Origin of the sequence: Nocardia pseudovaccinii, from assembly GCF_050942345.1 — a bacterium.
Taxonomy (GTDB): Bacteria; Actinomycetota; Actinomycetes; order Mycobacteriales; family Mycobacteriaceae; genus Nocardia; species Nocardia pseudovaccinii.
On sequence record NZ_CP192074.1, the window covers coordinates 4,966,859 to 4,983,465 of the forward strand.

13 protein-coding genes and 1 pseudogene are annotated in these 16,607 nt (G+C 65.8%); 13 read left to right on the forward strand and 1 reads right to left on the reverse strand.

What is annotated here, in order from left to right; all coding sequences use genetic code 11:
- The first annotated feature begins 223 nt into the window (after positions 1 to 223).
- The 4 genes from ACQPZ2_RS22375 (at position 224) to ACQPZ2_RS22390 (ending at position 5,283) form a co-directional block, all read left to right on the forward strand.
- Positions 224 to 2,062 carry an AMP-dependent synthetase/ligase gene (locus ACQPZ2_RS22375; protein WP_433527493.1) on the forward strand — a complete coding sequence of 613 codons (1,839 nt, stop codon included), beginning with the start codon at positions 224 to 226 and terminating at the stop codon, positions 2,060 to 2,062.
- Between the two features lie 700 nt (positions 2,063 to 2,762).
- A complete protein-coding gene (locus ACQPZ2_RS22380) occupies positions 2,763 to 3,437 on the forward strand; it encodes a response regulator transcription factor (protein WP_433520228.1) in 675 nt (224 codons plus the stop codon).
- A complete protein-coding gene (locus ACQPZ2_RS22385) occupies positions 3,434 to 4,666 on the forward strand; it encodes a sensor histidine kinase (protein ID WP_433520229.1) in 1,233 nt (410 codons plus the stop codon). The genes ACQPZ2_RS22380 and ACQPZ2_RS22385 overlap by 4 nt, the downstream gene beginning before the upstream one ends.
- A gap of 89 nt (positions 4,667 to 4,755) precedes the next feature.
- Positions 4,756 to 5,283, forward strand: coding sequence for a hypothetical protein (locus ACQPZ2_RS22390; RefSeq protein WP_433520230.1), 528 nt, complete (start codon positions 4,756 to 4,758; stop codon positions 5,281 to 5,283).
- Between the two features lie 507 nt (positions 5,284 to 5,790).
- Here the strand turns inward: ACQPZ2_RS22390 and ACQPZ2_RS22395 are convergent.
- On the reverse strand, positions 5,791 to 6,846 hold the full coding sequence (locus ACQPZ2_RS22395; protein WP_433520231.1) for a YeiH family protein: 1,056 nt from the start codon (positions 6,844 to 6,846) through the stop codon (positions 5,791 to 5,793).
- Positions 6,847 to 6,904: 58 nt separating this feature from the next.
- On the opposite strand from ACQPZ2_RS22395, the gene ACQPZ2_RS22400 reads away from it, so the two are divergent.
- The 9 genes and pseudogenes from ACQPZ2_RS22400 (at position 6,905) to ACQPZ2_RS22440 (ending at position 16,550) form a co-directional block, all read left to right on the forward strand.
- Entirely contained in the window at positions 6,905 to 7,834 is a 930-nt protein-coding gene (locus ACQPZ2_RS22400; RefSeq protein ID WP_433520232.1) for a LysR family transcriptional regulator, read from the forward strand.
- 122 nt (positions 7,835 to 7,956) lie between these two features.
- Positions 7,957 to 8,811, forward strand: coding sequence for a GntR family transcriptional regulator (locus ACQPZ2_RS22405; protein ID WP_433520233.1), 855 nt, complete (start codon positions 7,957 to 7,959; stop codon positions 8,809 to 8,811).
- Positions 8,812 to 8,823: 12 nt separating this feature from the next.
- Positions 8,824 to 11,489: pseudogene (locus tag ACQPZ2_RS22410) on the forward strand (fumarate reductase/succinate dehydrogenase flavoprotein subunit).
- The gene (locus tag ACQPZ2_RS22415; protein WP_433520234.1) at positions 11,489 to 11,716 is read left to right on the forward strand and encodes a 4Fe-4S dicluster domain-containing protein; all 228 of its coding nucleotides are present in this window, start codon (positions 11,489 to 11,491) and stop codon (positions 11,714 to 11,716) included. Before ACQPZ2_RS22410 ends, ACQPZ2_RS22415 begins: the two are co-directional and overlap by 1 nt.
- Positions 11,717 to 11,737: 21 nt before the next feature.
- A complete protein-coding gene (locus ACQPZ2_RS22420) occupies positions 11,738 to 13,168 on the forward strand; it encodes an ABC transporter substrate-binding protein (protein WP_433520235.1) in 1,431 nt (476 codons plus the stop codon).
- A gap of 34 nt (positions 13,169 to 13,202) precedes the next feature.
- Positions 13,203 to 14,075, forward strand: a complete 873-nt coding sequence (locus tag ACQPZ2_RS22425; protein ID WP_433520236.1) for an ABC transporter permease — start codon at positions 13,203 to 13,205, stop codon at positions 14,073 to 14,075.
- Complete coding sequence (locus tag ACQPZ2_RS22430; RefSeq protein WP_433520237.1) at positions 14,072 to 14,839, forward strand: ABC transporter ATP-binding protein; 768 nt, start codon at positions 14,072 to 14,074, stop codon at positions 14,837 to 14,839. The genes ACQPZ2_RS22425 and ACQPZ2_RS22430 overlap by 4 nt, the downstream gene beginning before the upstream one ends.
- Positions 14,836 to 15,171: a ferredoxin gene (fdxA, locus tag ACQPZ2_RS22435; protein WP_433520238.1), complete on the forward strand. Its 336-nt coding sequence runs from the start codon at positions 14,836 to 14,838 to the stop codon at positions 15,169 to 15,171. Before ACQPZ2_RS22430 ends, fdxA begins: the two co-directional genes overlap by 4 nt.
- Positions 15,168 to 16,550: an FAD-dependent oxidoreductase gene (locus ACQPZ2_RS22440; RefSeq protein WP_433520239.1), complete on the forward strand. Its 1,383-nt coding sequence runs from the start codon at positions 15,168 to 15,170 to the stop codon at positions 16,548 to 16,550. Before fdxA ends, ACQPZ2_RS22440 begins: the two co-directional genes overlap by 4 nt.
- Positions 16,551 to 16,607 lie beyond the last annotated feature (57 nt).

A 16,607-nucleotide genomic window follows, 5' to 3' on the forward strand; every position in this document is an offset into this window, starting at 1 on the left:
GCCACGTAGACGACGCACCCCACGGGATCCGTGCCGACCGGATCGACGATCCGCGAGCCACCCTCTACGGCTCGACGCGGTCCTCAGCCTGCACTTCACGTTGGAGGCGAGGCGCTATTCACGCTGGCGCGCAACCAGGCCGGCGACCCCGCGACGAGTCTTCGCGCCCATCTTTCTCGTCCGAAAACCCCAGCGATCGACCGGGGGTTCGTAGGATCAAATGATGACGTTCCTCCGGGAATCCGAGGAACCTCCCGATCTCGGCAAGATCGAGCACCGGGCACCCTCGGTTGCCCAGATGCTGGTCGACCGCATCGCCGCGACTCCAGACGCGGAGGCGTTCCGAATCCCTGACGGCGAGGGCTGGACCAGCGTGTCCTGGAAGCAGTTCGGTGATCGCGTCGACATCCTCGCAGCCGGGCTGATAGCACTGGGAATCCAGGCCGAAGACCGGGTCGCGCTCGTGTCGTCGACGCGGTACGAATGGGTGCTCGCCGACTTCGCCGTAATGTGCGCCGGTGCGGCCACCACCACCGTGTACCCCACCACCAACGCCCCCGGCGTCGCGTTCATCATCGCCAACTCGGGCAGCCGCATCGTGGTTGCCGAGAATCAGGACCAGGTCGACAAGTTGATCGAGCATCGCGCCGATTTGCCCGACGTGCAGCAGGTGGTGATCTTCGATGGCCAGGGCGACGGGAACTGGGTGATCGCACTCGACGACCTCGAAGAGCGCGGACGCGGACTGCTCGCCGAATTCCCCGACGCGATCGCCGACCGCGTCCGCGGCATCCGGCCCGAGCATCTAGGCAGCATCATGTACACCTCCGGCACGACCGGCACCCCGAAGGGGGTTCGGCTGCCGCATTCCGCATGGACCTACAGCGCCGCAGCGATCGAAGCCCTGAACGTTCTCAGCCCAGACGACCTGAACTTTCTGTGGCTGCCGCTGTCCCACGCGTTCGGCAAGGTGATGCTGGCATTGTCACCGCTGATCGGCTTTCCCACGGCGATCGACGGCCGGGTGGACAAGATCGTGGACAACATGGCGATACTGCACCCCACCATCGTGGCGGCCGCCCCGCGCATCTTCGAAAAGGCGCATGCCCGTATCGAGGGCATCATGGCCGAAGAAGGCGGGATCAAGAAGAAGCTCTTCGACTGGGCGGTCGGGGTCGGCCTGAAGGTCTCGCGTGCCAGGCAGACCGGCAAGCAACCGTCGTTGCTGGTGTCCTTGCAGCACGAAATCGCCGACAGGCTGGTGCTTTCCAAAGTTCGTGAACGCTTCGGTGGTCGGCTGCGGTACTTCGTTTCGGCAGCGGCCCCCTTAGACCGCGATGTCGCGCAGTGGTTCGACGCGATCGGCATCATCGTGCTCGAAGGCTACGGCCTGACCGAGACCGCCGCCGCCTCGTTCATCAACCGCCCCGGTGCATACCGGTTCGGAACCGTCGGCAAGCCGTTCCCCGGCACCGAGGTCGAGATCGCCGAGGACGGCGAAATCCTGCTCAGAAGTCCGGGCGTGATGAGTGGCTATCACGACCGCCCCGATGCCACCGCCGAGGCTCTGGACGTGGACGGCTGGTTCCGCACCGGCGACATCGGCGAGATCGACCCGGAAGGATTCCTGCACATCACCGACCGCAAGAAGGACTTGTTCAAGACCTCGCAGGGCAAGTACGTCGCGCCCTCCGCGATTGCCGCCACGTTCAAGGGAATATGTCCCTACGCATCGGAATTCATCGTTTACGGCGAGACACGACCCTATTGCGTCGCGCTGGTCGGCCTCGACGCCCAGAGCGTCACCGAATGGGCTGGCAAACACGGTCTGGCAGACAAACCGCTCGCCGAAATCGCGCGGCACGAGAAGACCCACGACGTGATCGCCGCCTACGTCGACCACCTGAACGCCCAACTCAATCGCTGGGAACAGATCAAGAAATTCGACATCATCGACCACGAACTGTCCGTCGAGGCCGGTGATCTCACACCGAGTATGAAACTGCGCCGCAAGATAGTCGTCGAGAACCTCGCCGACAGCATCGACGCCCTCTATCACTGACGTCGACCGCTGCCTACGGCCGCGGGCTTCCGGGATCTCGTGGCCGAGCGGCACTGTGGACCTCGCCGCACGCGATGCGCGACAGCGAGTTGGAACACGAACTCGGGTCGGACAGCCTCGGCATCCCGGAGTCGCTCGACCGTACCGAGGATGCGTTCGGGGTGAGCCTGGAACGCGGCATCTCGGCACCGGGCGCCGGTAAGGGATACCGCGGTGAGCCTCTGGTGGACAGTTGTGATTCTCGCCGCGTACTGGGTATGGGCGCCGACCTGCGGGTGTCGATGCTCTTGTCGACGACAGCGGGCATCGACAATGATCAACGCCAAGCGAAATCCCGTGCCAGAACCGGGGTTATCGCGCTGATCGGAGCCGTCATCGCTGTGCTGTGTTCAGCACTCGGTGCAGCCCACGCCGATCAACCTGATTCCGAGTCCGCACCCTGTGAGGCCACGACATGGCCGCCACCGTTGGGCACGCTGTGTCGGACTGGGCAGCCGACCGGCACTGTCGTAGTTCTGCTCTCCGGTGCGGCAGCCATCGCTCGCTATTGGGATTGGCCGATACAGCCGCAGACCTACACATTCGGCGCGCAGGCACTGATCAGGCTTATCGAGGATGTCACGGTGCCAGCCTCTGGGAATTCAGTGAGCAATCACCGCGAGGCAAACGACTGGCGACATTCGGTGGCACGCTGGTCGGTATGTCGAGTTCCGAGACCGCCGCCCCGCGGGTGCTGCTGGTCGAAGACGACCGCCGACTGGCCGAGATGGTGGCGTCGCTGCTCGTCGAGGAGGGCTATCGGGTGCAGACCGCCGTGGACGGTCAGAGCGGACTGCACTGCGGGCTTACCCAGCAATTCGAGGTGATGATCATCGACCGAGGGCTGCCCGTCGTGGAGGGTTTGGACCTACTGCGGGCACTGCGGGACCGCGCCGTCGTCACGCCCGCATTGGTGCTGACCGCCCGTGGAGCCCTTGCCGACCGGGTCGAGGGTCTCGACGCCGGGGCCGAGGACTACTTGGTCAAGCCGTTCGAAATCCCGGAGTTGCTGGCACGAGTGCGCGCACTGCACCGTCGCCACCGGGCGGCAACGGTGTCGTTGCCGATCGGTGCTCGGACGTTGGATCTTTCGGCGCGCTCGGTGGTGGGTGGGCGCGACGAAGTGGTCCTGTCCGCGCGTGAGTGCGCGCTACTCGCGGTCCTGGCCCGGTCACCGCGGCAGGTGTTCACCCGGTCCCAACTGCTCGAGTTCGTTTTCGACCGCGCCGATACCGTCGGGACGGTGGACACCTACGTGCATTACCTGCGCCGCAAACTCGGCCGCGACGTGATCGACACCGTGCGCGGGATCGGCTATCGGCTCGGGACACAGTGAGGATCCGCCGCCGGGGCCGCCCCGCCGCGATACCCACCGAGTCGACGGTGCTGCGCCGCACCACGCGCACGGCCGCGGTGCAGTGTGCGCTGGCGCTCGGCGTGGTGTTAGCGCTGGTCGGTGTGGTGCTTTACCTCGTCGACCTGAACATTCAGCAAGATCAGATCGACACTCAGCTGGCGCAGGTGGTCGCGCGTGTCGACGACGTCGATGATCCGCCGCCCGGCATGGCCATCGCCATCCGCGACCGCGAGGGTGCGGTCATGGTGAGTGATCACGCGCCCACACCGACCGCGTCCGCTGTGGCGGCTTCCGCCGGATATCGGAATTTGCGTTCTGACGGTGTGGACTATCGGGCGCTGGTGGCCGACAGTTCCGGTCGCAGAATCGCGGTGCTGGTGGATCTGACACCCTGGCAGGAGGGTCGGCTGCGGCTGCTGATGGCGTTGCTGGCCGCCGAGGCGGCCGGTCTGGCCGCTGCGGCCGGAGTGGCCGTGCTGCTCTCGCGGCGTGCAATCCGCCCGCTGGCTGCCGCATTGGGGCTGCAACGCCGTTTCGTCGCCGACGCCTCCCACGAACTACGGGCGCCGTTGACTGTGCTGCACACCCGTGCGCAACTACTCGCTCGGCGGGCCGAGCGCGACCGGGTCGACGAGACGTTGACCGCACAGCTGCGCGCTCTGGTCTCCGATACCCGTGCCCTCGCAGATATCGTCGACGATCTGCTGCTGGCGGCTTCCACGCAGCACGAACCGGGCCGCGCTGAACACATCGACCTGCTGCGGCTGTGTCACGAGGTGCGCGACAGTGTCGGCGACTACGCCGCGGACCGCGATATCGCCGTCGAGGTCACCAGCGGGCCGCCGACGGACAAGCTGATCGTCGAGGGCGCTCGCCCGGCACTGCGGCGCGCGATCCTCGCCTTGGTCGACAATGCGCTCAGCCATGAAAATCCTGGTGGCACAATCACATTGCGCGTCGCTCGAGCTGCCGACCGGATCGACGTCACGGTATCGGACACCGGTGTCGGACTCGATCCGCAGGATGTCGATCGACTGTTCTTGCGGTTCGCCCACGGCGACGGGCACAGCGCGGGCGCCCGCCCACACGGGATCGGTCTGGCGCTGGTCCGTGAGGTCGTCGAGGCACATCATGGGCGCATCTCCGTCGACGGCGCACCCAGCCGCGGTGCGGCCTTCACCCTGCATCTTCCCACCGCGACGAATTGAGATGTCGCGGTGTCTGTTCCAAGAATGCTCCAAGAATCGGTCCATACACTCCGCTCGACCGAGTGCCACTACCGAGGAGTTGAGTCGCCGTGGGGCCGACAACGATCAACGGGCTACCCGCCCACGTTCTGCTCGTTCACATCGTCGTGGTGATGGTGCCGGTGACCGCACTGCTGGTGGTTTCGTGTGTGCTGTGGCCCGCCGCGCGGCGGCGGCTCGGCATCCTCACCCCGTTGACGGCCTTCGTCACATTGGTGTCGGTGCCGCTGACCAGCCATTCGGGGGAGTGGCTGGAGCATCACACCAGCCGCGATCCGCTGGTGCGCATCCATGCTCATTTGGGCGACGAGATGCTGCTGTGGTCACTGGCGGTATTTGTGCTGTCGCTCGTCTGGTGGGCAGTGCACAGCGAGCGCGCCATCGACTGGATGAGGTCGCGGACCCGACGGGCCGACACAGTGGTCGCGAACAAGGTCGTTGCTGCTGCGCTGGCTGTGCTTGCCGTGGTGGTGGCGGGCGGCTCGGTAGTACAGGTCTATCGCATCGGCGACAGCGGCGCGAAAGCGGCCTGGCACGACCGGGTCGGCACAGCCGCCCCCTCGACGCCGGACAAATAGCCCGTTCTCGACCGCCGTACTGATTGCCGCCCCAATTTGCACCATGCTCCTAACCGAGTGGAAGAACCGTCGGCGGGTATTCGGCCAGGAAACGCTGACGGTTTACTGGCTCAACCGGTGCGGATTCGACGTCACTGTTATCGAACGCGCGACGGCGCCGCGCAAGACAGGCGGCCACGCTGTAGATCTTTTCCGACCGGCCACGCAGATCGCGGAGCGCAATGGGGTAGCCGATGAAATCCGAGCGAGGCCACCGGGCATCGGGACGGATGCGCTGGTGATCCATCGGCCTGCCGCGAGTCCGTAACGCTCGGATCCTCTTCGCCGCTGCGGCTGTTCGGTGGAGAAGAAGAAGTCGGCGATGAACACGGCGTGGAAGACGAATACCACAACCCGCTGCGCCGGCTGCCGAGACTGGGCGACGTCATCACCCGGTGACCGAGCCGGGTACGCACGAAGCGGCGGTTTCCTACGGTGCGTAGGCCGTGTGAAGGTTGATCGGCGGGATCAACGCCAGCCGGTGGCGGTCAGGAGTGCGAGACTACTGACCGCCAGTATCACGGCGAGAGTGCCGCCGAACAGTAGTGGTCGTGCGCCGGCGGTGCGGAGCTGTCGCCAGGTGAGGGATGGACCGATCGCGGCGAGGACGGCGGCGACGAGCCAGGCACTGAGCTGCCCGAGTGGTGCGGTCCAGGAGCGAGGCACGATGCCGAGACCGGAGATGACCGATGCGGCGAGGAACAGCACCACAAAGAGCGGGAAGCTCTGCAGGAGTGGGGTTTTCGCGCTGCCTGAGCTGCGGCGGGTGAGATGCAGGCCCAAGCACATCGGGACGATCATGAGACTGCGGACGAGTTTGACGATCACCGCGAAATGCGCTGCCGCTGAGCCGAATATCACGCCTGCCGCCAATACCGACGAGGTGTCGTTGATGGCGGTACCCGCCCAGAGACCGAATGCCTCTTGGGACAATCCGAGCAACCGCCCGAGAGGCGGATACATGAGTACCGCAACGATATTGAAGACGAAGATCGTGCCGAGTGCGTATGCGACCCGCTCTTTGTCCGGCTTGATGACCGCGGTGGCTGCGGCGATCGCGGACGCGCCGCAGATCGTCGTCCCGACTGCGACCAGCGTCGCCGAGTCACGGTCCAGCGCAAGCATTCTGCCGACGACGAGTGCGGCGACTGCTCCGACGATCAGTGTGCCGACCAACACTGTGGCGGTCTGCCGTCCCACGGTGAGCACCGACCCCACGGGCAACCCGAGACCGAGCAGCACGATCGCGATGCCGAGCAATCGTTGACGTATCAGTGCGAGACCGGGCGCGAACATCCCGGTGTCCATCACCGATCGACGTCGGAGGGCACCGATCACGGCTCCGCCGAACAAGGCGATGATCGGCGCGCCCACCATCGGGAACACCCGGCCCGCCCCCGTGGCGGCACCGGCGACCGCGGCGGCGAGCAGGATCCCGGGAAGATTTCGGCGTAACCAGGTCATATTCCTCACCATCACGGCCCGGTTGCCCTGCCGGTAGACCACGATCCGGAAGCAGCTCATCAGCGATGCTGATGGGTCTGGACATGCCGCGACCCGATGATCCGCTCATAATCGGGCAATGACCTTGCCGCCGGGAACGCCCGATCTGGACGTACTCGACCTGCTGGTCTCCGTTGCGGAGCTGGGCAGTCTCGGGGCGGCCGCACGACGCCACGGCATCACCCAACCTGCCGCGAGTATGCGGATCAGCGCGCTGGAACGCCGCGCGCGGGTGCGATTGCTCGACCGCGGTCCGACCGGTTCGGTACCGACCGACGCGGGCCGGGTTGTCATCGGTCACGCCCTGCCGGTGCTTGCTGCCGCCCGGTCCCTGGTCGCGGGTATGGCCGCGTTGCAGGCCATCGATGTTCCGCGGCTGCGCGTCGCGGCTTCGAAGACGATCGCCGATCATCGGATTCCGCAGTGGCTCAATGCGTTGCGTGCCGCGTGTCCGGATGTGCTGGTGGCGCTCGAGGTGGAGAACACCCGGCAGGTCGTGGCACTGGTCCGCGACGGCGAGGCGGACCTCGGCTTCGTGGAGGGGCCGCATCCGCCGCACGGTCTCGGCAGTCGGGTGCTCGGAGCGGATGACTTGGTGGTGGTCGTCGCGCCGAAACATCCGTGGGCGCTGCGCCGCGGACCGGTGACCCTGCGTGAGCTCGCTGGCACGGCGCTGCTGTGGCGTGAACAGGGATCGGGGACCAGGGAGACCGTCTGGGAAATACTCAGCACGGCAGGTCAACCGGCGGCGCCGGCGGCGGAACTCGGCTCCGCGGTGGCGATCACTGCGGCCGCGTGCAGTGGTGTCGCGCCTGCGGTGCTGAGCCGGTTGATCGCCGCGCCCGCCTTGTCGACGGGTGCGCTCGTGGAGGTCCAGCTGGCGCCCCCGGTGATCTTGACCCGCAAGTTTCGCGCCATCTGGCGCCGCCGGACTCCGCCCGCGGGCCCGGCCGAGATTCTGGTCGAATGTGCCGTGCGGATGGGATCGGTCACCTCGACCGGCTGGTGATACACCGCGATCGGCCGGCATTTGCGCAGGTGACACGCTTGCGTCGCGGACGCTAACTGGCGTAACCACCTGGTAATCGCGGGGAGCATCGCGCGTAATCATCCGTTTCCAGCATTTGCGCCATGACAGGCAGAACGTACTCGGGGCATCAGCCCCAGGCGAGCATCCCGCATCGGCGCATCGCCGGCGGTGATTCGTCGGTCACGCGCAACAGCGCCGGTAGGCGTTCGGCACCGGCGCGCCGCATCAGCGACATTCTGCGGGCGCGCATCCGGAGCGGCGTCTACGGCAATCGTCCGTTACCCGCGGAGGCGCAGTTGGCTGCGGACTTCGCCACCAGCCGCAATATCGTGCGCGACGCATTGGCGTTGCTGCGCGATGAGGGTTTGGTCGACCGGGTTCCCGGCGCGGGCACCTTCGTCGTCTCGGATAAGGCGGTGCAGGGGCTGGACCGGTTGCGCGGTCTGGCCGAGACGTTCGAAACCGGCAGCGATCGCGTCGTCAACCGGGTACTGCTCGCCGAGGTCGTGCCCGCGACGCCGATCGTGGCCGAGCGGCTCGAGCTCGAACCGGCGACACCGGTGGTGGCGTTGGAGCGAATTCGCTACCTCGACGGCGCCCCACTATCCCTGGACGCCTCTTACCTGACCGCCGATGTCGGTGCGCCGCTGCTGGATCTGGACCTGACCGGATGTGACGTATTCGGTTTGCTGGAAGCCGAACTCGGTCTGCCGCTCGGCTCCGCGGCGGTCTCTATCGAAGCCGTCGCGGCCGACCCGACCGTCGCCGAACTCCTCGAGGTCCGGCCCGGCTCGCCGCTGCTGTTCCTGGAACGGCTCACCTACACCGACTCCGGTCGGCCCATCGACCTCGAATACGTCCGCTATCGCGGTGACCGCTTCTCGCTGTCGGGCCGACTGCACCGCATCCCGGTCACACCGAATCGCGGTGTGACAGAACCGAACGAAAGGGGTTGATCTCCGATGCCCATGGATATCCCACCTGTCGCGCAGCGCCGGGAGTTGACCTGCGACGTCCTCGTTGTCGGCGGCGGCACCGCAGGCACGATGGCCGCACTCACCGCGGCCAAACAGGGCGTGAATGTCCTGCTGCTGGAGAAGGCGCATGTGCGTCACTCCGGCGCGCTGGCCATGGGGATGGACGGCGTGAACAACGCGGTGGTCCCCGGCAAGGCCAGCCCCGAGGACTATGTCGCCGACATCACGGTTGCGAACGACGGAATTGTCAACCAGCGCACCGTCTATCAGACCGCCACGCGCGGCTTCGCGATGGTGCAGCGGCTGGAGAGCTATGGAGTCAAGTTCGAGAAGGACGAGCACGGTGAATACGCCGTGCGCAAGGTACATCGCTCCGGCAGTTATGTGCTGCCGATGCCGGAGGGGCGCGATGTGAAGAAGGTGCTTTACCGCACGCTGCGCGCCCGCGACGTGCGTGCCAAGGTGACGATCAGCAATCGAGTGATGCCGGTTCGGGTGCTCACGGTCGGTGGGCGCGCGGTCGGTGCGGTCGGATTCGATACGCGCACCGGTGAATTCGTCACGATCTCGGCGGGCTCCGTTGTCCTCGCCACCGGCGCCTGCGGCAGGCTCGGCCTGCCCGCGAGCGGCTATTTATACGGCACCTACGAGAATCCGACCAATGCCGGCGACGGTTACGCGATGGCCTATCACGCGGGTGCGGAACTGTCCGGTATCGAATGCTTCCAGATCAATCCGCTGATCAAGGATTACAACGGCCCGGCCTGCGCGTACGTCGCGAATCCCTTCGGCGGCTATCAGGTCAATGCCGAGGGCAACCGTTTCGTGGATTGCGACTACTGGTCCGGGCAGATGATGTCCGAGGTCAAGCGTGAACTCGACAGTGCGCGCGGGCCCATCTATCTGAAGCTCAGCCATCTGCCGGATGCCACGATCCAGCAGATCGAGGGGATCCTGCACACCACCGAGCGCCCGACCCGAGGCACCTTCCACGCCGGGCGCGGCACCGACTATCGGACCAGCGATATCGAAATGCACATTTCCGAGATCGGTTTGTGCAGTGGACATTCCGCTTCCGGGGTATGGGTGGACGAGTATGCCGCGACGACGGTGCCTGGGCTGTACGCGGCCGGGGATATGGCGCTGGTCCCACACAACTACATGATCGGGGCCTTCGTCTTCGGCGATATCGCGGGTCAGAGTGCGAGCGAATACGCCAGGGGCGCGGTGCGTCCGGAGTTGCCCGAGGATCAGATCGAGGCCGCGCACGCGCTCATCTACCGGCCGCTGAGCAATCCGGACGGGCCGCCGCAACAGCAGGTCGAATACAAGCTCCGCCGCTTCGTGAACGACTATCTGCAACCGCCCAAGGCACAGCGGTATCTGACCCTCGGCCTGGAGTCGTTCGAACGCATGCATGGCGATATCGCGCAGATGGGTGCACACACGCCGCACGAGTTGATGCGCTGTGCGGAGGTGACGTTCATCCGCGATTGCGCCGAGATGGCCGCGCGTGCCTCGCTGCGGCGCACCGAAAGCCGGTGGGGTCTCTACCATCAGCGCGCCGACTGGCCGCAGCGCGATGACGCCGAATGGTTCTGCCATCTCAACTTGTTCCGTGGTGCGTCCGGCGCGATGGAGTTCACCACCCGGCCGGTCGCGCCGTACATCGTGCCGGTGCCGGGTTTCGTCCGCCCGGACGGTGTCGCCGATGTAGCCGCTCCGGTACTGGTCGACGCCTGGGGCGGCAGATGAGTACGCGACTGTTGCGGCTGATGGACATGGCCGACGAGTGGCCCGAACTCGAAGAGCTGCAACCCTTTCTCACCGACCCGGATCCGGAGGTCAGGCGTACCGCACTCTCGGTGCTCAGTGAGACCACCGAGGAGTGGGAGCAGGCCTCGCCGTTGATCGCGGCGGGGTTGTCCGATTCCGACGTGACGGTGCGTCACGCTGCCATCGGCTTGCTGACCGAACTGCTCGAGGTACTCGTTCCCGGCGCGGAATTCGATGCGGCACTGCGTGATTGCGTATTCGCTGCCGAACCCGCGGTGCGGTCGGCGGCGATCGAGGCGCTGTGGCGGCACCGTCGCAGCGACGCGGCCGAACTGTTCGGGTGGTTCGCTGATCCGAATGCCGAAGTGCGTCGGACCGTCGTCGGCGGACTGACCTCGGTGGACGCATTGTGTGAACTCGACGCGGCCGCCGCGGACCCGGCCCAGCTGGTCCGCATCGCAGTCGCCAAAGGTATAGCGGCAGTGGGAGATCCACGAGGCGCCAGCACCCTGATCGGATTGGCCCGCGATACCGACCCATTGGTCCGCGCCGCCGCGCTGACCGGATTGGCGCAAACCGGCTGCGGTGACGAGGCGGCGGCCATCGCCGCCGCTGGCATCGGCGATCCCGCCTGGCAGGTCCGCCAGGGCGCGGCGATCGCACTTGCCGTCGCCGATCCGGAAATCGCCGCACCGCACCTGATCTCGGTGGTTACCGACGACAACCTCGATGTCCGCAAGGCCGCCGTGCGCGCGCTCGCCGAGCGGATCGCCGAACGGCCCGAGGTCGCCACTGCGCTGCGCTCGGCCATGGAAGACCCGGACGCCGATGTCCGCGCCTTCGCCCGCATCGGCATTGCCAACTCTGGAAAGGAAATCTGATGGCCCAGGTCAACACTCGAATCGACGTGCCCGTCACCATCGATCAAGTCAAATGTATCGACGGCTGCACGCTGTGCGTCGATATGTGCCCGCTGGATTCACTCGCGATCCACCCCGACTCCGGCAAGGCGTACATGCACGTCGACGAATGCTGGTACTGCGGCCCGTGTGCGGCGCGCTGCCCGGTCGGGGCCGTGACCGTCAACATCCCCTATTTGCTGCGCTGACCGCGGGCGGAGGACATCACAATGAGGACACCACGCGGGAAGATCCAGCGTTCGGTCGCACTGTTGCTCGGCGTCGCGACCGCCGCGACGGTCATCGCGGGCTGCGGCTCGGCGAATGACGGCAAGACCGTCACGATCAGTATCGGTTACCAGTCCAAGACGATCAATACCGTCACCGCGGGCACGCTGCTGCGCGATCGGGGCACCTTCGAAGCGAAGCTGGCCGAACTCGGGAAGCCGAAAGGGGTGACCTACAAGGTCGAATGGAAGGACTTCGCCGCCGGACCGCCACTGACCGCGCAGATGCTCGCCGGCCAAGTGGATATCGGCTCGATGGGTGATGCACCCATCCTCGTCAACGGATCGAAGACCCGCGGCCACGACGACATCAGGTCCGAGCTGATCGCAGTGACCGGCTATAACCTCCGCGGTTCGCTGAATCAGATTGTCGTGCCAGTGAATTCACCCGCCGCCACCCTGGCTGATCTGCGCGGCAAGGTCGTCTCGACCAGCGTCGGTTCGGCCGCGCACGGCATGCTCGCCACCGGTCTGTCCGGTGCGGGACTGACCTTGGACGATGTGAAGCTGCTCGGCCAGGACCCCGCGGTCGGAGCATCGGCACTGCAGGGCGACCAGGTATCGGCGTTGGCGCAATTCGTGCCCTGGCCGCAGAAGCTCGTCTTCGACGGCAAGGCGCGACTGCTCTATGACGGAGGCAACGCCAATATCCCGACCTTCCACGCGGTGGTCGCGAACAAACGCTTCGATACGGACAATCCGGATATCGTCAACGCCTTCCTGGCGGCCCAGCGCGAAACCTCCGACTATCTCAACCACAATCCGCTGGCCGCCGCGCAGCGCGTCGCCGAGATCACCGGGATACCGGCGGAGGTGGTCTACCTCTACAACGGTCCCAACGGGCTGGTGAGTTTCGACCCCACCATCAAGTCACAAGAGGTCGACGCGCTCGGCACGCTGCTGCCGTTCCTGAAGGGACTCGGCGCCCTTGCTGATCTGGATCTCGGCGAGTTCGTCAACGACACCTATGTGCGGGCGCTGTACGGGGCGGACTATGACACCCAGCGCGCTTCGACGACCGCACCGAGCCCGCTGGTCGGTACCGACACCGTCTGCGGCGGTGCCGTCGACAACCCGGCGACCGCGTCGGAGGTGTGGTTCAGGGGCGAGCACGCCACCGCGGTCGCCAAGACCCCAGCCTGTCTGCTCCGCCTGATCGCCCAGCGTGGCAGCGAAACCCGCGCCGCCTACGTGCCCGACACCGCATCGGGCGTCCGCATCTTCGCGGCCACCGCCACCTGGGTGCGCGATCCGGCGGTCGAGCCCGATGAACGGCTGCGGCCGTTCGCGATCGCGGCCGATGCCAAGTCCTATGCCAACGCCCATCCCGGTAGTGCCGTCATCGACTACCAGGCGGCGTTGCTCGCTCGATAGCAGCGAGCACGAACACGAGACCAGGAGGCTCGACATGACGGTATCCGCGGAACCGATATCCCTCATCCCGACAACACCTTCCGACATCACCAGCGCAGCGCGGTATCGCCGCTGGTACGGCTACGGTCGGCGCCAGGAGCGGCTGCGTACGGCAGCGCTGACCATGGTGCCGCTGGCCGCGCTGGTACTGCTGTGGTATCTGCTCACTGCCAATCACGTGGTTTTCTGGCTACGCTTCGATAAGATCCCCACCCCGGCAGAGGTTTACGACTCCTTCCGGATCCAGCTGGGCACCCGGTCCTACTACAGCAACATCATCTCCAGCATGCGCCGGATCCTGATCGGATTCGGACTCGCGACCGTGGCCGGCGTGCTGATCGGTATGGCGATCGGTCGTTCGCGGTTGGTCAGTGCGTTGATCCGGCCGCTGTTGGAGGTATTCCGGCCGATTCCGGCGATCGCGCTGGTGCCGTTGGCGATTCTGCTGTTTCCGACGGGGGAACAGGGGATCGTGTTCATCACCTTCTTCGCGGCGTTCTTCCCGGTGGCGGTCAGCACGATCCACGCCATGCACGCGCTGCCGAGAGTATGGGAGGAAGCCGCGCATACCCTCGGCGCGGGTCAGTGGGAGATCCTGTTCCGAATCGCCCTACCCGGTGCGCTACCCGGCATCTTCTCCGGTTTGTCGGTGGCGATGGGCGTCGCCTGGATCTGTGTGATCAGCGCCGAGATGATTTCCGGACAGTTCGGTATCGGATACTTCACCTGGCAGTCTTACGGCCTGCTCGACTATCCGGGGGTCGTGGTCGGCATGCTGTCGATCGGACTGCTCGGCTGGGCCACGGCGTGGCTGGTCGAAATGACCGGACGCCGGGTCAACCGTTGGCTGCCCAGGGCGGCGCGATGAACGCGGGCGCGGCGGTGCGCATGCGCGGACTGTGCATCGCCTACGACGAAATACTCACCGCCGAAGTGGATCTCGACATAGACGGCGGCGAAATCGTGGTCCTGCTCGGCCCGTCGGGATGCGGTAAATCCACCATCCTGCGGGCCATGGCCGGATTATTGCAGCCGGTCGGCGGCACCGCGGAGGTGGACGGCGGCAGTGGCGAACGATGCGCGATGGTCTTTCAGGAGGACGCACTGTTGCCGTGGCGTACGGCTCGGAAGAACGTCGAATTCGCCTTGAAGCTGCGCGGGGTGAAGCGCGGCCGACGACGCGCCGAAGCACTCGAATTACTTGACCAGGTGGGGCTCGATGGTTTCGGCGAACACCTGCCCGGCGCGTTATCCGGCGGTATGCGTCAGCGGGTTCAATTGGCCCGCACCCTGGCCACCCAACCACGGGTACTGCTCATGGACGAACCCTTCGGGGCATTGGACGCGCAGACCCGAGCTGATATGCAGCGGCTGCTGATTTCGGTGTGGCAGCGGCACCGCACCACTGTCCTGTTCGTCACCCACGATGTCGACGAGGCATTGCTGCTCGCCGACCGGATCGTGCTGCTGACCCCGCGCCCCGCGCGGATCCAACGGATCGTCACGATCGACAACCCGCGCGCGCCCGGTGCGCGATTCGAACCCGAATTCGCCCGCAGGCGATACGAAATCCTGGCGGCACTCGGCGAATGCGCCGAACTGGCCGCCGCGAATACCGAGGAGGCATCATGACTTTCGTCATCGGCGCGGCCTGCGTCGATGTGATGGATCGGGCGTGCGTGGAGGAATGCCCGGTCGACTGCATCTACACCGGCGGGCGCATGGCCTATATCCAACCCACCGAATGTGTGGATTGCGGTGCGTGCGAACCAGTTTGCCCCGTCGAGGCGATCTATCTCGATGCCGACATACCCGTCGAGCAGCGGCCGTTCATCGACGAGAACGCCAGGTTCTTCGATGAGCCGCTGCCGGGCCGTGTCGCCGCGCTGGGATCGCCGGGGAGCGCGGCGAAACTCGGCACGGTGGGCATCGACACGACATTCGTGCAGGCATATCAGCCATGAGCGGTTCGAAACGACCACTGCGCGTGGCGATTGTGGGCGCGGGACCGGCCGGTATCTACGCCGCAGACGCGTTGATGAAGTCGGTGTCGGATACGGACGTCTCGATCGACCTTTTCGAACGCATGCCCGCACCGTTCGGGCTGATCCGCTACGGCGTCGCCCCGGACCACCCCCGGATCAAGGGCATCGTCACCGCTCTGCACCAGGTGCTCGACAAGCCGCAGGTTCGACTGTTCGGCAATGTCGACTACGGCATCGACGTCACCCTCGATGACCTCCGGATCTTCTACGACGCCGTGATCTTCGCGACCGGGGCCGATACCGATCGCGCGCCCGATCTTCCCGGTATCGATCTGAACGGCTCCTATGGTGCGGCGGACTTCGTGTCATGGTACGACGGACATCCGGATGTGCCGCGGGACTGGCCGCTGGAGGCTGAGAAAGTCGCCGTCCTCGGCGTCGGGAATGTGGCGCTGGACGTGGCGCGAATACTCGCCAAGACGGCCGGGGAACTGCTGCCGACCGAAATCCCGCCGAACGTCTACCACGGGTTGAAGGCCAACAAGGCCGTCGAGGTGCACGTCTTCGGACGGCGTGGACCGGCCCAGGCCAAGTTCACCCCCCTGGAACTACGTGAACTCGACCATTCGCCGACCATCGAGGTCATCGTCGATCCCGAGGACATCGACTACGACGCGGGTTCCGAGACCGCCCGGCGACAGTCGAAACAGGTGGACATGGTGGCGAATACGGTGGAGCAGTGGGCGATCCGCGATATCGGCGACCGGCCGCACAAGCTGTTCCTGCATTTCTTCGAATCACCCGCCGAGATCCTCGGGGCGGACGGCAAGGTCGTCGGCCTGCGCACCGAGCGCACCCGGCTCGACGGCACCGGAAATGTCGAAGGCACAGGCGTATTCAAGGAATGGCACGTCCAGGCTGTTTACCGTGCCGTCGGCTACCTCTCGCAGTGCCTCCCCGAGTTGCCGTTCGACGACCGGGCGGGCGTGGTACCGAACGAGGGTGGGCGCGTGCTGATCAACCAGGATGCCGCCGAAACCGCGCGTCATCTGTCCGGAGTGTATGTCACCGGTTGGATCAAACGCGGCCCGATCGGGCTGATCGGGCACACCAAAGGTGACGCCAACGAGACTGTGGCGTGCCTGCTTGATGATCGCGAGAACCTCTCGGGAGCAACCGATCCCGATCCCTCATCGGTCGTCGAGTTCCTCCGGTCCAAGTCGATCAGCTTCACGACATGGCAGGGCTGGTACCGGCTCGACGCGCATGAGCGTGCCCTCGGCGAGCTCGAGGGGCGCGAGCGCGTCAAGGTTGTGGAGCGCGCCGACATGCTCCACGTCGGTCTCGGACGCCGCTGAACCGCTCCAGCGCCGAATTGTCCTGCTGCCGAATTGTGTTCATTATGAAAGCCAGGT